Source organism: Umezakia ovalisporum Ak1311, assembly GCF_029891685.1.
Lineage (GTDB): Bacteria > Cyanobacteriota > Cyanobacteriia > Cyanobacteriales > Nostocaceae > Umezakia > Umezakia ovalisporum.
In genome coordinates this window covers 25485-44402 of record NZ_JANQDJ010000028.1, presented here as the reverse complement: position 1 = coordinate 44402, position 18918 = coordinate 25485, and the positions used below count along the sequence as shown (strand labels likewise).

16 protein-coding genes are annotated in these 18918 nt (G+C 40.8%); 6 read left to right on the top strand and 10 right to left on the bottom strand.

The window, feature by feature from the left end:
• Window positions 1–283 precede the first annotated feature (283 nt).
• Window positions 284–1465 (top strand): NAD(P)/FAD-dependent oxidoreductase, encoded by a 1182-nt coding sequence (locus NWP25_RS04415; protein ID WP_280650889.1) that lies wholly within the window; start codon window positions 284–286, stop codon window positions 1463–1465.
• On the opposite strand, the gene NWP25_RS04410 is transcribed toward NWP25_RS04415, so the two are convergent.
• The 4 genes from NWP25_RS04410 to NWP25_RS04395 form a co-directional block, all read right to left on the bottom strand.
• Window positions 1431–1934: a hypothetical protein gene (locus tag NWP25_RS04410; protein ID WP_280650888.1), complete on the bottom strand. Its 504-nt coding sequence runs from the start codon at window positions 1932–1934 to the stop codon at window positions 1431–1433. The genes NWP25_RS04415 and NWP25_RS04410 overlap by 35 nt on opposite strands.
• A 206-nt stretch (window positions 1935–2140) precedes the next feature.
• On the bottom strand, window positions 2141–3829 hold the full coding sequence (gene ilvD, locus NWP25_RS04405) for a dihydroxy-acid dehydratase (protein WP_280650887.1): 1689 nt from the start codon (window positions 3827–3829) through the stop codon (window positions 2141–2143).
• Between the two features lie 114 nt (window positions 3830–3943).
• Window positions 3944–4564, bottom strand: a complete 621-nt coding sequence (locus tag NWP25_RS04400) for a TenA family protein (protein WP_280650886.1) — start codon at window positions 4562–4564, stop codon at window positions 3944–3946.
• Window positions 4565–4581: 17 nt separating this feature from the next.
• Window positions 4582–6216 carry a cation:proton antiporter gene (locus tag NWP25_RS04395; RefSeq protein ID WP_280650885.1) on the bottom strand — a complete coding sequence of 545 codons (1635 nt, stop codon included), beginning with the start codon at window positions 6214–6216 and terminating at the stop codon, window positions 4582–4584.
• 480 nt (window positions 6217–6696) lie between these two features.
• Between NWP25_RS04395 and NWP25_RS04390 the strand changes: the two genes are divergently transcribed.
• Window positions 6697–7563 (top strand): M48 family metalloprotease, encoded by an 867-nt coding sequence (locus NWP25_RS04390; protein ID WP_280650884.1) that lies wholly within the window; start codon window positions 6697–6699, stop codon window positions 7561–7563.
• Window positions 7564–7712: 149 nt separating this feature from the next.
• On the opposite strand, the gene NWP25_RS04385 is transcribed toward NWP25_RS04390, so the two are convergent.
• Window positions 7713–8387, bottom strand: a complete 675-nt coding sequence (locus NWP25_RS04385) for a LuxR C-terminal-related transcriptional regulator (RefSeq protein ID WP_280650883.1) — start codon at window positions 8385–8387, stop codon at window positions 7713–7715.
• Window positions 8388–8489: 102 nt separating this feature from the next.
• Between NWP25_RS04385 and NWP25_RS04380 the strand changes: the two genes are divergently transcribed.
• Window positions 8490–9146: a DUF3386 domain-containing protein gene (locus NWP25_RS04380; RefSeq protein ID WP_280698925.1), complete on the top strand. Its 657-nt coding sequence runs from the start codon at window positions 8490–8492 to the stop codon at window positions 9144–9146.
• A gap of 158 nt (window positions 9147–9304) precedes the next feature.
• Here the strand turns inward: NWP25_RS04380 and glgB are convergent, their stop codons facing one another.
• From glgB to NWP25_RS04360, 4 genes are all read right to left on the bottom strand, one after another.
• Window positions 9305–11596 (bottom strand): 1,4-alpha-glucan branching enzyme, encoded by a 2292-nt coding sequence (gene glgB / locus NWP25_RS04375; RefSeq protein ID WP_280698927.1) that lies wholly within the window; start codon window positions 11594–11596, stop codon window positions 9305–9307.
• A 100-nt stretch (window positions 11597–11696) separates the two neighbouring features.
• On the bottom strand, window positions 11697–12662 hold the full coding sequence (locus NWP25_RS04370; RefSeq protein WP_280698923.1) for a transposase: 966 nt from the start codon (window positions 12660–12662) through the stop codon (window positions 11697–11699).
• 399 nt (window positions 12663–13061) lie between these two features.
• Window positions 13062–13385, bottom strand: a complete 324-nt coding sequence (locus NWP25_RS04365) for a hypothetical protein (protein WP_280650879.1) — start codon at window positions 13383–13385, stop codon at window positions 13062–13064.
• Window positions 13382–14050 (bottom strand): glutathione S-transferase family protein, encoded by a 669-nt coding sequence (locus NWP25_RS04360; RefSeq protein ID WP_280698921.1) that lies wholly within the window; start codon window positions 14048–14050, stop codon window positions 13382–13384. The genes NWP25_RS04365 and NWP25_RS04360 overlap by 4 nt, the downstream gene beginning before the upstream one ends.
• 287 nt (window positions 14051–14337) lie before the next feature.
• Between NWP25_RS04360 and NWP25_RS04355 the strand changes: the two genes are divergently transcribed.
• From NWP25_RS04355 to NWP25_RS04345, 3 genes are all read left to right on the top strand, one after another.
• Complete coding sequence (locus NWP25_RS04355) at window positions 14338–14511, top strand: hypothetical protein (RefSeq protein ID WP_280656743.1); 174 nt, start codon at window positions 14338–14340, stop codon at window positions 14509–14511.
• Window positions 14512–14975: 464 nt separating this feature from the next.
• Entirely contained in the window at window positions 14976–15665 is a 690-nt protein-coding gene (locus tag NWP25_RS04350) for a hypothetical protein (RefSeq protein ID WP_280650876.1), read from the top strand.
• A 129-nt stretch (window positions 15666–15794) separates the two neighbouring features.
• A complete protein-coding gene (locus tag NWP25_RS04345; RefSeq protein WP_280656741.1) occupies window positions 15795–17633 on the top strand; it encodes a peptidoglycan D,D-transpeptidase FtsI family protein in 1839 nt (612 codons plus the stop codon).
• 7 nt (window positions 17634–17640) lie between these two features.
• On the opposite strand, the gene NWP25_RS04340 is transcribed toward NWP25_RS04345, so the two are convergent.
• Window positions 17641–18744 carry a glutamate--cysteine ligase gene (locus tag NWP25_RS04340; RefSeq protein WP_280650874.1) on the bottom strand — a complete coding sequence of 368 codons (1104 nt, stop codon included), beginning with the start codon at window positions 18742–18744 and terminating at the stop codon, window positions 17641–17643.
• Between the last annotated feature and the right edge of the window lie 174 nt (window positions 18745–18918).

Genomic DNA, 18918 nt, shown 5'->3' with positions numbered 1-18918 from the left:
CTTCTTGACGAGGATTGGTTATTCTTTCGCTTTCAAAGTATTTTGTTTTCTCGGTTCAGGTGTTTTCGGCTTTTGCCTCGCCACCTATTTAATATAACTATTCTATTGCGCTTCGTCAAGGGCTTGAGCAAAATTTTTTTTAGGGTTGCCCCTAAGTCTCTTTTCCCATACCCAGAGCCTAGTCCCGAGGATAACCGTTTAGAGAACACGGTTTCACCTTTATTCAGAAACCCCTATATATGTATTATGACAAGATTATCACAAGCAAAAATAGGCGTAAATCATGAATAACTATGATTGGATTGTGGTTGGGGCTGGCATTACAGGTGCTGCCATCGCCTATGAACTGGCCAAAACAGGCTTTAGTACACTTTTGTTGGAGCAACAGCAAACATCGGAGAATGCTACTCGCTATAGTTATGGTGGGTTAGCCTATTGGTCTGGGACTACACCACTCACCCAGCAACTATGTGAAGAGGCCATCTCTCGTTACCAAAATTTTGACTTTGAATTAGAGGCTGAGACCGAGTTTCGCGAACTAGACTTATTACTGACTATTGCAGCTGATGAAGACCCACAAACCACTGCTTCATTATATAGTCATGCTGCTATTCCACCTCGGTTACTCAATATCAATGAGGCGTGTGAGTTGGAACCACTCTTGAATCCAAGGGCGATATCCGGAGCTTTAACTGTTAAACATGGTCATATCAACCCAGCAAAAACAACACACGGCTATATCCAAGCTTTTCTGCGTGCTGGGGGAACAATGGAAATAGCCCAAGTTCTCAATTTACAAACAACTTCATCTTCTCACAAAGGAATGAAGTTGACAGGTGTACAAACAACTATTAACACCTACCATACTGCTAACGTTGTGATTTGTGCAGGTGGATTTAGTAGACAACTACTAAAATTGGCTGGTATTAACATCAAGTTGTACTTTACTCATGCAGAGGTAATTGAAACCTCACCTGTTGAATTAAATTTACGCACTTTAGTCATGCCAGCAAGTCTGCAACGTTTTCACTTAGAAGCAGAATCTACTAAGATTGATGAACTATGGCAATACTCAGATACTGAACCAGTACCCCCGATTTTAGATGTAGGTGCGATTCAGTTTCAAGATGGTAGTTTGCGCTTGGGTCAAATTAGCCGTGTTCTCACAAATCCTAACGCCAAGGTCAACCCAGAAAAAAGTCAAAAGTGGCTACGAACAAATATTCAGCAAATCTTACCAAAATTAGCCCATTTACCCGGAACTTTGCATCATTGCTTGGTGGCTTTTAGTAGCGATCGCCTACCTTTAATTGGTCTTATTCCAGGATGTGAAGGAGTTTATATTTTTTCGGGTTTTAGCAATCCCCTTGTAATGATACCACCTTTAGCACGGCGCTTTGCTGATTTTGTGGCTGGCAAGGAGGATGAAATTATTCCTCAGTTATCGCCAAGGCGCTATGAATAGTGGAATGGTCAATATTTTCCCTAGCCATTAAGTCTGCTGCTTCTGCTAAAAGTTGTTGTTGTTCTGCTTGAATGACTTCTAAACGTTTAGAAATTTGAGCTAATCGCTGATGTTTGTTGTTATCGATAGTTTCAGAGTTTATAGGTAAAATTTTTAGTGTATTATCTAACTTAGGATCTTTCACTGATTGAAGAGCAAAACCTGTAAATTTAGTGAAAGAAACAAAGCTAACTTTAATCACAGACAAAATTAATTTAACTGGAATTTGGAGTAACGACCAACTAGCTGTTTCAATCAGGCGGAGAATGACTTTAATAATGCTCCCAATCAAAGCAATGGCAAACAGCAAAATCACTATAGTGACAATCGGGTGACTAGCCGCCCAGGCCAAGATATGAAAAAACCGCAAAAATCCAGGGTGTTGAGTCAGCCAATTATTTACAGAATTAGTCACAAAAGAAATTCTCATACCACTTCTCTTTAATAAGATACTTAATACAATTGAATACCTTTACACCTTTGCGTAACCGTAACAGCTAGGATATTAAGTGCAGCTTCATAGAGAAATGGTATTAGAACTACTTGTGGATTTTTTACTAGTTCTTCCTTGACCCAAACATTTGCACCCTTCGCAATTCATCCCCAACCTGGAGGCGAATGGGGAATTTTGCGACGTTAGTTAAATAAGTCTAAATCCGTCACAGCTCCAACACTGCTAGAAGATACTAACTTTGCATATTTAGCCAATACACCTTTAGTGTAACGAGGTGGACGGGGTTGCCAATTAGCACGCCTGCGGGCTAATTCTTCATCTGATACGTTTAACTGCAATAGGCGAGTCGAGGCATCAATAGTGATGCTATCACCTTCTTCCACAAGAGCGATCGCACCACCAACTGCTGCTTCTGGAGCTACGTGGCCGACTACCATGCCGTATGTACCACCGGAGAAGCGCCCATCAGTAATTAAACCTACTGCGTCACCTAACCCAGCCCCAATAATTGCTGAGGTGGGAGCAAGCATTTCTCGCATACCAGGGCCACCCTTGGGGCCTTCGTAACGAATAACCAAAACATCACCTGCATTAACTTTCCCTGCCAGGATTGCTTCTAAACAAGATTCTTCAGAGTCAAATACCCGTGCTGGTCCGGTAATAATCGGCTTTTTAACTCCAGTAATTTTAGCTACAGCTCCTTCTGTGGCTAAATTGCCTTTGAGGATAGCTAAGTGTCCTTGAGAATACATCGGGTTATCCCAAGGTCGAATCACATCTTGACCAGTAGGTGCTTCTGCTGGGATATCTGCCAAGACTTGTGCAACTGTTTGACCACTAATGGTCAGACAATCACCGTGTAGTAAGTCATGCACAAGTAACATCTTCATTACTTGGGGAATCCCACCAACTTTGTGCAGGTCTGTGGCGACATATCTACCACTGGGTTTTAAATCACAAATCACAGGGACACGGCTACGGATGGTTTCAAAGTCGTCTAAAGTTAGTTCTACCCCAGCCGCGCGAGCGATGGCTAAAAAATGCAATACTGCATTTGTGGAACCTCCCACGGCCATAATTACAGAAATGGCATTTTCTATAGATTTACGGGTAATAATTTGCCTAGGTAAAATTTGCTTACGAATAGCTTCCACCAAAACAAGGGCTGATTTTTCTGTACTGTCGGCTTTTTCTGGGTCTTCCGCTGCCATTGTGGAGGAATAAGGTATGCTCATCCCCATTGCTTCAAAAGCGGAAGACATGGTGTTAGCCGTATACATCCCACCGCAGGAACCAGCACCAGGACAAGCTTGACGTTCCACTTCTAAAAGTTCATCAGCATCAATCTTACCGGCGCTGTATTCACCCACCGCTTCAAAGGAACTGACGACGGTTAAATCTTTACCATTGTAGTTACCAGGTTTAATTGTGCCACCGTAAACAAAAATAGCAGGAATATTCATGCGAGCCATGGCTAGCATTGCCCCTGGCATATTTTTATCACAGCCACCAATAGCCAGCACACCATCCATACTTTGACCATTACAAGCCGTTTCAATGGAATCAGCAATCACTTCCCGCGACACTAAGGAGTATTTCATTCCTTCTGTTCCCATTGATATACCATCGCTAATGGTAATTGTGCCGAAAATCTGTGGCATTGCTCCAGCGTTTTTTATACCAATTTCAGCTCTTTGTGCCAGCTTATTAATTCCCATATTGCAAGGCGTAATAGTGCTGTAGCCATTAGCAATACCGACGATAGCCTTATTAAAATCTTCATCTTGAAAACCAACTGCACGCAGCATAGCCCGATTAGGGGATCGCTGCACTCCTTGGGTGACAACTTTGCTTCTGAAATTTTCTGACATCTTTTTTCCTTCCCTGCCGTCCGATAGGTTGCGTGGCGTAGCCACAGCATGTATTGCGATTGTATTACCTAATTTTCTCATGCAGATGCAGCACAAGTGAGCAAGGGTCAATAGTTATTTTCCCCAAACAGCTTCAAAAAAGTCTTGCTCACAAAACATGGCATAACGATAAATTGAATGAATTCTAGAACTAGAAGTAGCATAACGTTCTACCAAATTTTCTAATTGTTGTGTCAGGCGTTGAAAATCCCCACCACTGTAAGTTTGAATCCAATGGGCATACTGATGGTCAGGAATGCCATCACGGGCTAACTCTTGTCCCAAAAAAGCATAAAGACCCATACAAGGAGACATAGCCGCAGCAGTCACACCGACATCACCACTCCAGGCGGTAGCTAGTAAAAAATCAGTATAGCGACGGGTAGCGATTCCAGGTTCTACAGTCCCCAAATTAACCCCCCACTGGATAGCATAGCTTTCATGTAGCTTCAGTTCTGCCAAAACTCCACCACCTAAGGCGTGAAATGTGGTAAAACATTGCCAATCTGGGGCTTTCCCTGCGGCAATACTATATGCACGACCAAAAGCTGCTAAGAAAAAAGCATCTTGCCCCACATAGTCGGCAAATTTAGCTCGTTCGAGAGTACCATCAGCGATGCCTTGAACGAAAGGATGATTGAGACAAGCTAAGGCTAAATCTTGATTTGCTGCCCACAATTCAGTTGATAGAGTCATGGCTTAAAACTGATATTTTATCCAAAATTGGTAACACTATTTTCCACCAAAATTACAGGTATAAGACTAGCTTCTAAAACTGATTGAGACACTGAACCAATTACAACTTTTGCCCAGGTCTGATGACCGCGTTTGCCCATAATAATTGCAGTGGCGTGATGTTCTTGGGCAGTGCGAATAATTTCTTCCGGCACAGCACCTGTGACAGTTATAAACTTATATCTAATATCCGATAACAATTCTTGAACTTGTGACTTTAGTTTTTGGATCTCTGGTTGATTTGGCAAATTAACTACATGCACAACTATCACTTCTGCATTAGTGCGTCGTGCTAAATCTGCAACTTTGGTTAAAACTGCTGTGGCTAAAATGGATGTATCAATTGCTGCTAATAACAAGGTAGGAGTTGCAACTGTAACTTTTGTGGGGTCAACTTCTCCCCTAGTCAATAATTTAGGTGCAAAGGTCATAGTTCCCCAAGCTCCTAAAGGTGCCGTAATTAAAATTGATAAAGCCGCGATCGCTAAAATTATCTCACCTCCAGCAATTCCTTGAGCTAGGGGAATTGCACCAATGGCGGCTTGCACCGTAGCTTTGGCGCTCATTCCTGGTAATAAAAACAATCTTTCCCGCCAATTCCAATTACTCCCCCATGTGGAAAGATGCCAACCCACCATCCGACCAATCAATAAACCAATAGCCAAAATTAAAATCCCAGGTAAGAAAATTTTTGCTAACACTTGCAGTTGAATATTTGCACCCAGCAAAACAAACAAAAAAATCTCGGCTACTGTCCACAAACTATCAAACCCACCGCGTAACCTCCGGGCTAGGGGTGAATCTAATTCAATTAAAAAAAATCCCATACTCATTGCTGCTAAATAACCAGAAAAGTAAGGCAATCCATGAGCAGAAATTACTAAAAATAAGGCGATACTGGCAGCAACTACAGTGTCTTGAACGCCGTTTTGAGTCCAATTTTGTTTGACTAACAGCAAAACCAAGAAACGCGCTGCTAAATAACCTAACACCACTCCTAGTGCAATTGGCACGGTAATTTGCAGTGGTAGCAGTTGCCAAGGAGTTAGTGTGAAACGGTCAAAAAGGATAATCTGCTTCAATCCTCCACCACCCAAAAAACTCAGCAACAAGCTAAAAACTAGCAATAGCAACACATCAGACAAAGCGCTACCAGTCAAAATTGCATCGGGTATACCTTTAGTAACCCCCCAGCCTAAACTTTTTAGCCTGAGCATTCCTGGGACAATCACAGCCGGGGATTCAGCGCTAATAATACAACCCAAAAGTAACCCGGTGAGAAAGTCAAAGTTAAAAATTACCATAGCAGCCAAAGCAATAGCCATTGCTTCGGTTGTAGCTGGCAAAAATCCCAAACGCAGCGCTACGCCTCTTTGTTGGACTAACTTTTCTTTATCTAGTCCCAATCCAGCTTTCATGAGAATAATCATCACTGCCAGTGTTCTTAAATCATCAGCAGCACCTAGCATCTCTGGACTGACTAGATTAAATATTTGAGGGCTCATAATTATCCCCACTAAAATCATGCCAATTAAAGGGGGAGCCCCTAAACGACGGGCAATTTGACCGACAAAAAAGCCCATTATTAAAATCCACAATACGCTGGCCAGCACTTTCATGACTCCTTGAGGTGCAATTTGTACACAGATAGTTGGTACAGAAGAGTCAAGTTAGACATTTACCCAAGCCCTACCCTTCCGCACACACCGGAAAAAGTAGCAGCCATTAGCCTAAGAAACGGGGGTTTTGGCGAGATCCATCACCATTATTAATTAACTTTACAATGTTATTTTGTTTTTTTTTTAAATAAACTCCTAGATTTTCTTAAGCATACCAGATAATAATATTGGTACAATTTTCTTAATTTAAATATTTTTTGTTGCTAAAATAATTAAAAATAGTTAGTAATTTTCAGATAATTAATTTCTCTAGAAGTAGCCAAATTATATTTTTCCCTTTGATTGGGAAAACCGTACTTATTTGACAGGTTTTCTGTACCATACATCAAAGTTTAGCTAAGTACAATTAAAATGCGATGTGAGTAATGCTGTTGTTCCAAAACACCAATACGACATGAGCCGGAGAGCAAAAATATGACAAATCAATTAAAAACGGTGGCTTTACTAGCCATCCTTAGTGGTCTGTTGATTGCAATTAGCTATTGGATAATTGGCGGTGCTGGTGGCTTAATTATAGGAATTGCCTTAGCAGCAGCTACAAATCTGTTTTCTTGGTATCAGTCAGACAAGATTGCATTGACTGTTTACCGCGCTCGTCCTGTAAGTCAAGCCGAAGCACCGGGGCTTTACCGCATGGTGCAAAAATTGTCTCAACGTGCCAACATTCCCATGCCGGGAATTTACATTGTTCCAAGCCAAACTGCCAATGCTTTCGCTACGGGACGGGATCCAGAACACGCAGCTGTTGCAGTTACACAAGGGATTTTGAATATATTGCCGGAAGATGAACTCGAAGGCGTAATTGCTCACGAATTAACTCACATTATTAATCGTGACACTTTAACCCAAGCCGTTGCTGCCACTATTGCTGGGGCTATTTCCTTTCTGGCTCAAATGGTTAGTTACAGTTTATGGTTTGGTGGTGGGCGAGACAGTGACAGAGGTGGAAATCCTTTAGGTATTTTGTTAACAGTAATATTTGCACCCGTAGCTGCCACAATTATTCAGCTAGCAATTTCCCGCACCCGGGAGTTTTCCGCCGATGCAGGTTCTGCTAGATTAACTGGTAACCCCCGCGCTTTAGCTAACGCCCTAAAAAGGTTAGAAGCCACAGCTAGACAATTACCTTTAAATGCTAATCCAGCTTTTGAGCCGTTATTGATTATTAATCCAATTTCCGGTAAGTTTCTGGGTAATTTATTCTCTAGTCATCCACCTACAGAAGCACGAGTTGAACAACTGCTAAACCTAGAACAAGAACTATCAACAAAGGGTTATTAAGTGACTTCCAACAATGTTTAAATTTGGCAATTAATTTAGACATCCCCAGAAATCAAATATGCCCCTTGCGCCTTGTAGAGACGTTCCATGCAAAGTCTTTACATTTTTTTCCCAAGTGTCTATTATTAATTGTTCCTCACTGAACAAGTTTAACTAAGCGAGATCAAATGTAATTTTGCCACCAGCTCACTACGAGCTGAAACACTAAGCTTACGAAACATCCGTTTGAGCGCTTGCTTGACGGAATTTTGAGTAATCCAGAGTTGACGACCAATTTCCGCATTGGTTAACCCCTGTGCTACCAACTCAGCAATTTCTAACTCACGGGGGGTTAAAGGACTGACTAACAAGGAATTAGACAGTTTTGGCTGTTGCGCTCGGAGAGTTGAGAGTTTCGCCGATAAATGAATACATAAAGCACTCAAGTCAGCTAGGTCATCAGCATTAAAAGCTTCAGTTCCTTGATGGCGGGCTAAATTTAATGTCCCTACCAAACCACCATCGCAAACAATCGGGCCTGTCATCACGTGTTCATGGTCGTGACGCGAACAGAAATGTTTCCAATCCCCTGGGGATAATATTAATTGCTCATGGGTGGGAGCGTGCCTTTCCACGACATAGCGCCCCACTGGGTTATTCTTCATACACACTGCGGGAATAGCCTGAATATTAGTTTCCGCAGTTGATTGTTCATCGATCAAATAGATACCGCAATTTTGCACTCCAAAGTACTCACCAATTTTATCCATGAGCTCCAGTCGTAGTTGCTGCTCGTTGCTGACATTAGCGATCGCTTGAAATACAGTGTAAAGAGAATTAGGCATAAGTGTACCCACTTGGGGACTATGCGAAGCTTTCTATTTACTTCTATCCTAATATTAACCAAGATAAAACGCTAATATAGCCAGTCACGGTAGGAGAGGCATATGACAATTACAAAACTTTCTGCTCAGGAACTATTCCGGGCTGCTTATGAAAATCGCTACACTTGGGACAAGTCTTTTCCAGGTTATACAGCAGATATTGTATATAAATATGAACAGCAAGTATTTACAGGTAAAGTAGTTATTGATGCCAACCTCAAGGCGGAAGTCTTGGACGTAGAAGACGAACAAGCAAAAAAAGCAATCCACGGTCAGGCTTGGGAAATTGCCATTCACCGTGTTCGTCGCAGCTTTGAAGATACCCACAGTGCCAATACATTCAGCTATGGCAATACTGACGAAAGCGGTGCAATGGAAATTTTAGTAGGTGGTAAATCTGAAGGCGATAAATACAAAGTCCGCAACAATGAAGTTTGCCACGTCCACCGTTTAATCCACGGTACTTTTGTGACAATTAACACTTTCAGCAGTCATAACACTGGCGAAGGATATTTATCTCACACCTATAACTCCGTATACAATGACCCCAAAACAGGGGAACAAAAGGGTGGTAGAAGTGAGTTTACAGATGAATATGAAAAAGTTGGTGAATACTTCATTTTAAATCGTCGCCAGATTCGCACTGAAGCGGCAGGGAAAATTTCCACTCAAGAATTCATCTTCTCAAATATTCAACTGCTATCATGTGTTGCTGCCTAAGGTGAATTTTTGATCAAATCAACTTCCCGAACCGTTGTAGAGATGTTCTCTGGAATGTCTCTACATTCTTTTTTGAACAACAAGAAGACGATAACTCCCCTGCTCCCTCTCGCCCCTCCTGTGCATTAGGGTGGGGATAATCCCACCCTGACCGTTATTTATTTCATTACTTGGGCGGTCCTCTCCTTATCCAACTTCAACATCAACACACCCAAAGGTGGTAGACATAAATCAAGGGAATAAGGACGACTGTGCAAAGACCAATTATCAGTCCATTTACCACCTAAGTTGCCCATATTACTCCCGCCATAGCGACGGGCATCACTATTGAACAACTCGGTGTAAAATCCTTGTTCAGGCACACCAATACGGTAGTGAGAATGGGGTTGAGGTGTGAAGTTGCAAACCACGATAACGAAATCATTTGAATCCTTGTCACGACGGATAAACGAAACCACACTGTGACGGTTATCGCTACAATCAATCCACTCAAAGCCACTCTGGGCAAAGTCCTGGGTATACAAAGCCGGTTCAGAACGGTAAAGATGATTTATATCCTGAAAAAACTGTTTTAATTTTTCGTGGTCTTCATACTGCAACAATTGCCACTCCAAGTCTGCCCACACATTCCATTCACTCCATTGCCCAAATTCCATGCTCATAAACATGGTTTTTTTACCTGGGTGAGCGAACATATAGCTAAATAAACATCGCACATTTGCTAACTTCTGCCATCTATCACCAGGCATTTTACCGATAATGTTGCTTTTGCCATGTACAATTTCATCATGGGACAAAGCCAGCATGAAATTTTCACTGTGGTGGTACCACATGCTAAAAGTAACATTATTTTGATGGAACTGGCGGAACCACGGATCCATACTGAAGTAATCCAGCATATCATGCATCCAGCCCATATTCCACTTTAAATTAAAGCCTAATCCTCCTGTGTAAGTAGGCCAAGATACCATAGGCCAAGCGGTGGATTCTTCGGCAATTGAGAGAATTCCAGGGAAATAGCTAAAAATGAGGTGATTTGCCTGACGCAGAAAATCAGCTGCTTCCAAGTTCTCTCTACCACCGTATTGGTTGGGCACCCATTCTCCTGCTTTACGGCAATAGTCTAGGTAAAGCATGGAAGCCACAGCATCAACACGAATTCCATCAATATGATACTTATCAAACCAGAAAAGGGCATTTGCTACCAGGAAATTCCTCACTTCATGGCGATTGTAGTTAAAAACTAAAGTACCCCATTCTTTATGTTCGCCTTTGCGGGAGTCCGAGTGTTCATAAAGGTGGGTACCATCAAAGAAAGCTAAACCATGACCATCTTTGGGAAAGTGACCCGGAACCCAATCCACAATTACGCCGATTTCGTTTTGGTGACATTTGTCAACAAAATACATAAAATCCTCAGGGCTGCCAAAACGTGAGGTAGGGGCATAATAACCGGTTACTTGATAACCCCAAGACCCATCAAAGGGATGTTCAGCCACGGGTAGCAGTTCTAAATGGGTATATCCCAATTCTTTGACATAGGGGATAAGCCGATCTGCTAATTCTCTGTAGGTTAGGAAACGTGCCCCTGGTTTGAGTTCTGAAACTACGACTACAGGTTCAGTCTCACCACTGGGTAATTTAGCAGGTTCTGAACTAGAAGCGTGTAACCAAGAACCTAAATGCACTTCGTATACCGAAATAGGTTGGGTGAGAGGATCTGTATGACGACGTTTTTCCATCCAGTCTTCGTCAGCCCAAGTGTAAGTATTTAAATCACTGACAATGGATGCAGTTTTCGGACGAGGTTCCTGCTGGAAACCATAGGGATCTGATTTTTCGTAAATATGTCCTTCAAAATTTTTAATTTCATACTTGTAAGGCTCTCCGATGCCTATTTCGGGAATAAATAATTCCCACACACCAGTGGGGCCTTTCCTCATCTGATGTTTACGCCCATCCCAAAGATTAAAATCTCCCAGTAAGGAAACATTACGAGCATTAGGAGCCCACACGGCAAAGTAAACACCTTTAACACCGTTTATCTCTGTGGGGTGTGCTCCCATTTTCTCGTATATACGGTGATGATTGCCTTCAGCAAACAAATGCAAGTCAAAGTCTGTCAATTTAGGAGAACGGAAAGCATATGGGTCATAAATTACACGCTCATGTTCACCTTCTTTAATCCGTAACTGGTAGTTTGTCAGTTCTGGGACTTCAATAGTACATTCAAAAAAATGGGGATGATGTACAGTCTGCATTGGGTGTTGTTGACGTTGCTCAGGAAGAACTACCCATGCTGCACTTGCATTTGGTAGGTAGGCTCGCACAGCCCAGACTTTTTTGCCATCTTGTTCTATAGGATGAGAACCTAGTATTTCAAAGGGATCGTGATGCTGATTCCCCACTATACGATTAACTTGTTCTGGGACAATTGTGGTCATGGACATGAAGCTACCTACATCTAAGATAAACGAATTGAGTGATCTACTCACAACGCTGACTCTATAGAGTACAGCATGGTTTTGCGAAGCTAGAAGTGACGTACTTCTACACTGATGCTATCGCATACAGTGTGGGCTTCTCAGCGACTCCAGCCATTGCTGGGGAAGTTAACTGAGCCTTAAAGACGGCATGCTCCACCGCCATATTGTTTATATTTATTGTTGTATTGTGGTTATGGTCAAGACCGCATCCACAACTAGGGCATTCATACCATTTTTCATGGAATTTTTGCCGAATTTTCGCTTCAGAATCATAACAATCTGGAAAATTAGCGGAAGTATTCACGGAAATTACCAACAAACCTGCACTTTGGGCTGTAATCGTTATTATTGACAGTAAATTCAACCATCCATCATCATGCATAAATTTTGAAAGTGCTTTAACATTCAAGTTTTCATAAAGCACAAAATAATATTTTGACAGGAGTTTTTTAACTGTTTTTACGTAAAAATTTTTGCATTTATCAGCAAGTTTTTGATATTGCTTGCCTAATTGTTTAACTGGTTTCTTGATTATAGATGGTATTTTAATTTTAAACCCAACAGGTAAAGGATTGTGCAAAATTAACTTAAAATTGTTCAGTTTTAGTCTGTTAATCAAATTGCTTTGTAAATAGCCATTTTGCATCTGTGGATCCCCCAACGTAGGATCACAGTCACGAGATTTGAATCTTCCTTTGTTACTAAGTTTCCCCTTACTCTCACTGTTGAGAAAAGGGTTACAGGTTACCTTAAATCTTTTCACTACATTATTCTGTAAAATCCGTGAATAAATGTCTTGGTATAAAAGGTAAGTTTTTTTGATTTGACCCTTATAGTTGGGATTCTTTGCTAATTCCTGAAAGTGGCTGAAGATTTGACAAACGTCAATAGCACAAGGATTTTGCTCATACCAATGAAATCTGTCACCTAACAAATAGTTATATTGATTACCAACCATAGGTAAACATCTATGCATTGCAATGGCTGGCTGTTTTGTTAGACGTAATTTGTATTGGTATACTGTTTGCACTTGTCTATGTCATCCTTTACTAGAGTTAATGATCACATACTTGTGACAACCTTGGATAGACAAACATGAAAATGACTAGATTAAATTTGCGGATCTGTGACCAAAGATTCAATAAGTTATATCAATATGTAGCAAGTAAGGAGCAAGGGGTTACTCAAATTGTAAAAGGTGCGATTTTGCAACTCCTAAATACAAAAATTGACAAAAATCCAACTACTCCCCACCCATCAAACCAGAGGTTTAATGGTGATTATGAGTATATTAGCCAAATTTATGCTTCTAAATGTTAGTTATATTTATTCGCTATTTCTTTACTACTGGTATCATATATCATAATGTCGCATCAGTCTAATCAGGATAATGGGGTAATAGATAAACATACAGATAAAACTGAATTTGTCAAATATCTAAAAAGGGGAAAATTTGCAGTAACGCTTTACGCAACTTTAAAAGGTAAACAGTTTGCCGTACATTGGTACTTAGTTTGGGTGGAGGACTGACTTGCAGCTGTTCTTGCAGTTCTGCGTATTGGGCAGCATTTAGGGGTTTACCATCAACAGGCGATCGCGCGTCTATGATAATTTCTGTCCGTAATATTTCTTCTGGTATGTCGTCTGGTGGTGGTAACGCAACTACATTTGTCCCCCAATTACTAGTTGACCAGATCACAATAGTAGTGCTGATGGTCAAAACCCAAAAAAATATTTTCCTGTTCTTTTTCATAACCCTGGTGGTAATGGTTCATGACACAGTTCATGGACTTGCACAAGGCGTTCAAATAACCAGGGATATCCTTGACGATACTCGGGAATTAGTGCTAGGGGACTCAATAAAGCCGCCGCCGCAATATCTGCTACACTTAGTCTATTACCTACTAAGTAATTATTTTTCTCCCAGCGGATAGATAACTCTGAGAATGCAGTAGCAAGTCTGTTTTTAGCTAATCCCACACTAGCCTGGTTAATGCCATATTGTTGGCGCACCACTGAGATGACAATTTGACTAAGTACTGAAGGATCAATTTCCTTACCTTCACCAGCGCGAAACTGATAGTATACAAATCTTGTGGCCGTACCTACACTTTCATCCAACCAATCCTCTAGCATCCAAGCTTGTGTCTGCTGTTCATAGTCAGGTAACAAGAATGATGGTTCTTTTTGGTAATTTTCCAGAAACTTTAAAATTTCTGTAGAATCAGGAATCACACTCCGTTTTCCTTCAATTTGTGGCAGCAAAACAGGCAGAGTCTTCAAACCTGTCATAGCCCTAAGGCGAAGGATATGCAATCCAGGAGTCAGATTTTCGCATTTATAATTAATTTGCTTGTAGCCTAGCGCCAGACGGGCTTTGCGGCAATAGTGTGATGTGCTAAACTGTAGCAGCAACATAATGCTACTTTTTTTCTACAAAAGAAAAGTAAATTTTACCTAGTTAATTTCTATTTTTTCAAAGCAAAAACTCACTATCCTTGATTAAGGATAACAATAGTATAACCTACCCAAGGTCATCAAGTAATAAAGAAAAAATCAGGCATAAACCACATAGAAATGGCATTTTGAAGAGTTTTTACTTAAGTCATAGTAAGGACACTTGGTTGCAAATAAATCTATGTTTACCAGTGTCCTTTACGTACTATTTTAACTCGATATTTTACTCCTGTTAGGAATAAGATGCTGTGTACTCGCCCAGACCCAAATTAATTGTTGTATTAAATTTTACTATCATTAACTTTTTGGGCGGGATTTCTCCGGCTAAGTTTTATGGAGTGGATCCGGGTGTCGGGGTAGGAGTAGCACTGTCAGTTGGCTCACCACCAGGGGTGGGAGTAGCTGGTGTAACTTCGGGTTGAGTACTAGGCTGACAAGCTCCCAGAATCCCAACCATCCCTAACATTAGAATAAAACCAAAGATTCTTGTCTTCATCATGAACTCCTCTTTCACCAAATGACGGCGATGAAAAACAATTCGCCTGTTGAATAAGATAACCTATTTGTTGCTAATTTTTGAAATGCCTTGTGCTGATATTTTTTAAAGCAACCCTTTAGGTTAATTTTTATGAGTTTAGTTATTGTGCAGTAAACTTATTAATCTCTCTACCTGTGCAGTACAGTAATTATCAACTTAGTAGCTAACCAAAACATTACATTAAAGGTTGTTAATCTTCTTCGGGTCTTGCCCTTTGCGGCCTCCTCTTGCCATACTTTAAATGCAATATTCCTGTTTACTGGTTATAAGTATTACAATACTCACTTAATGCCATAGCCAAAACAGGCAAACCTTCTAAAACACAGTATTTTCAATCTCAAAACATTTATGGTTGTCCTTCGTAAATCAGCCGTTTCCACAACAGGTACTTGGTTCCGGCGAAATTCTACCCCATCTGCAAGAAAGGAGCGCTCCACCTCTGTGAAATCAACTGTTGGGAGTACATCTAAACTTGCAGATGAAGTTTTACCAGTATCCGCAAAAAGACAACGGCATTCTGCAAAAAATTTATCGGTTTCTGCCACTAATACATTGCCAGAGGTGGTTAAAAAACCAATATCCCAGCCCAAAAATCATTCAAAGACAACAAAGCAAAAAAATCAGAAGTCAGCTTTCGTGCACCTACCCGTAATGCCTGGTTCAGGAGCAGCACCCTTGTGGTTACTACGGTTGTACACCTCACATCGTTATTCCTCAGTTGTAGCTTTTTTATTAGTGACAGCTACTCTATTTGTTTATGGTTGGACAGTATATTCTCAAGAGCTGTGGAGTCAAGGATATAACAGATTGCAAAACCTACAACTCCATGAACGGCAGTTAACCACAACCAACGCCAGCCTCAAGAACAAAATGGCTGAGGAAGCTGAAAAGGAAACACTTAAGCTAGTTTCACCCACGCCAGCAAGAACAATTTTTTTGCCCACACCATCTCCATCTCATAGTTCCCATACCAAACCCTCTGGTACACCATCAAGTTTGGAAAAGCTACAAAACACTCCTTCACCACTAGGATATTAAAACAGTCAACAGTTATCAAAGTTGGAGTTGAGGATTTAAAACCTCGTCTCAAGTCATCCACTTCAGGCACTATAAAATTGGGTAACTCCCACTTCTTTTGATAACTGATAACTCATACTGAGCAGGTCAATGCAGAAATTTCCGGTTAAATTGAAATTCAGAAATTTTCCCCATCCAACATTTAAAAGGCTAAGGAAGTCTTGTATTCTAAAGTTTATGCACAGGTTTACCTCTCAGGCTCCAGACCAAATACCAAATACAAGATCCCGACTATTCGTGGTTTGGGGTATACTAATGACCGCAGGGTTGGGATTGGCTATCAATTTATATAAATTACAAATCATCCAGGGAACAAAACTAACCCAAAAGGCACGCAATCAGCAAATGGTGAACTTACGACCTTTTGTTCCCCGTCGTTTAGTTATAGACCGCAGTAAAAATGTGTTAGCCATTGACCGCCCCGTGTATACCTTATATGCCCATCCCAAGCTATTTAGTCAGTCTAATCAACAAATCGCAGAACGGCTAGCTCCCATATTGGATAAAACTCCCGGTGAGTTAGTGAAAATTTTTACCCGCCAAAACAGTGGCATTACACTTGCTTCTACCCTCCCGGAAGTAAATGCTGACCGTGTGAAATCATTACGCTTAAATGGCCTTGAATTAATTCAAAAATACTCCCGATACTACCCACAAAACAATTTAGTTGCAGACGTAGTGGGTTATGTAAATATTGACCGTCAAGGTCAGGCTGGTGTGGAATACAGTCAAGAGAATTTATTAGAACGTTCTGTACAGACAGTCCGCATGAGTCGTGCGGGTAATGGGAGACTACTACCAAATCATGCACCGGAAGGATTTTTAAATTTTGATGACCTGCAACTGCAACTAACTATTGATAGCCGTTTGCAAAGGGTCGCCCGTACTGCTTTACAAGAACAAATAGAGAAGTTTAAAGCCAAACGTGGAGCGGTAATTGTCATGGATGCTTCAGATGGTTCTTTACTAGCTCTAACTTCTTATCCCACCTATAACCCTAATGAATACTCAAAAGCCGACCTTGCACTGTTCAAAAACTGGACTGTGACTGATCTTTATGAGCCGGGATCAACTTTTAAACCCTTGAATGTAGCCATCGCCCTAGAGAATAATGTAATTAAAGCAGATGATTTCTTTAATGACCCCGGTTTTATTCAGATAGGTCAGCACACCATCCGAAATGCTGGTCACAATAGCCATGGAAAAATTAACATTGCCAAAATACTGCAAACTTCTAGCAACATTGGTATGGTGCGAATAATTGAACGCATGAAGCCTTCAGCCTATTACAACTGGCTGGAACGTTTGGGATTAGGACAAACCCTTGAGACAGATTTGCCTTTTGAAGTTCGTGGACAGCTCAAAGGTGAAAAAGAATTTATCGGTTCAGCTATTGAAGCAGCAACTACATCCTTTGGGCAAGGCTTTTCTTTAACACCGTTACAGTTAGTACAAATGCACGGTGCTCTAGCCAATGGTGGTAAATTAGTCACACCCCATGTAGTCCAAGGGTTGGTGGATAGTAAAGGTCAGATGCATTATTCCCCCAATCTTCCTGCACCGCGCCAGATTTTCTCACCAGCCACAACCCAAACAGTGGTAGAAATGATGGAAACTGTTGTGTCAGAAGGCACAGGTAAGGCGGCAGAAATTCCAGGTTATCGTATTGGTGGTAAAACAGGCACATCTCAAAAAGCTAGTGCTAATGGGGGTTACATCCCAAATGCCCGTATCACTAGCTTCGTGAGTATTTTGCCAGTGGAATCTCCCCGCTATGTAGTTTTTGCAGTAGCGGATGAGCCAAAAGGTGCAAATGCTTACGGTTCCACCGTCGCCGCACCGATTGTTAAAGCCGTAATTGAAGCATTAATTCCCATTGAAAAAATTCCCCCAAGTCAGGAAGATAAAACAAACTCTAAACTAAAATAGTTCATTACTATCCCTGGTAAGTTTGTTGCAGTGCTTCTTCTATTGAACCTAAACGTTCATAAGCCTCTATGAGTTGATGGGACTTAGTTTTTCGCTGTGCCAGTATCTCTTTTAATGGGGTTAATAAATGCACATCTGAATCATCACCCAAGGCAACTTCAGCTACTTGTAAAATTTTTGCAGCATTAGAAAAAATATCTGCATTATCAAAGCCTTCTTTTGCAGAAATTTGGTGTAAAGTAGCGTTAGGTGTAATTGCCCTACCTAGTAAGGTTTTATCTAATATCAAACCTTTCAATAATGCCAATAAAGCCCCATAAATAGAAAAATTATCGCAACTATCACAAGCTTTAAATTCAATGCGTCCGACTTCAGAGGGAATCCGGGCAATTTTTGTTAATGAAGGTACACTATTAATTAACTGTTCTTGTTTCTCCACAAATACTAAAGCAGCTGCTCTTATTCCAGTTCTGACAAAAGTTCGTACTGAAAAACCATCCCATAATCCCCCATTGTAAAAAGGAGAACTATAACTAAAAGGAACGATATAGGGACTGTAATAAGTTAATTTCTTGCCAATATCAATCAAATTTTCAATTGGTAAATCTGCCACCGAAATATTTAAATCTGGACCATAAGTCACCATGTAAATATTCGCGGTGTGTTCATCAGGATAAGCCTGTAACTGTTTGAGTTCATAATTGTTTAAAGGAGGTTCAGGGTCAAACACAGTCTTATAGGGGTTAAAACTAGTTAAAACAGGTGAAAAACCGTAGCTAGTGGCCACTTCACGCAGTAACTGGAAACTTTCTGACAATTCAGTTAAAGCTCCTTGAATATCAGAGTGAATAGTGGTTCTAATTTCAATACCTTTAGGTACACAGCCAATTACCTTGTCAGAATCAGCAAATCTTTCAAATCCCTCAATGTACCACCTCTTTTGCCTAATACCCGCATCTCCAACGCGCAATTGCGAACAATCCTTGGGGTATGTGGGCAATTCCTCCACAATTTGTTCAAAGTTAGCAAATTTAGTTTGGGAAAAATCAGCAAATTTTCCTTCCTGGTTGAGGAAAGCGACTTCATGTTCAATGCCAAAATAAAACTTCATGTATAATTAGCGACAAAAATGGTTATTGAGTTCAAGTAGGGCTACAAATGAGATAGTTTTGCATTAATTAATTTATCAAATTTGTAGCCAATTCCACGAAAAATTTGTGTTCACTGAGAATCAGTCAGTTTGGATTGATGCTGCTTTAATTGTGCTGCTTTTCCAGAGGAGCTA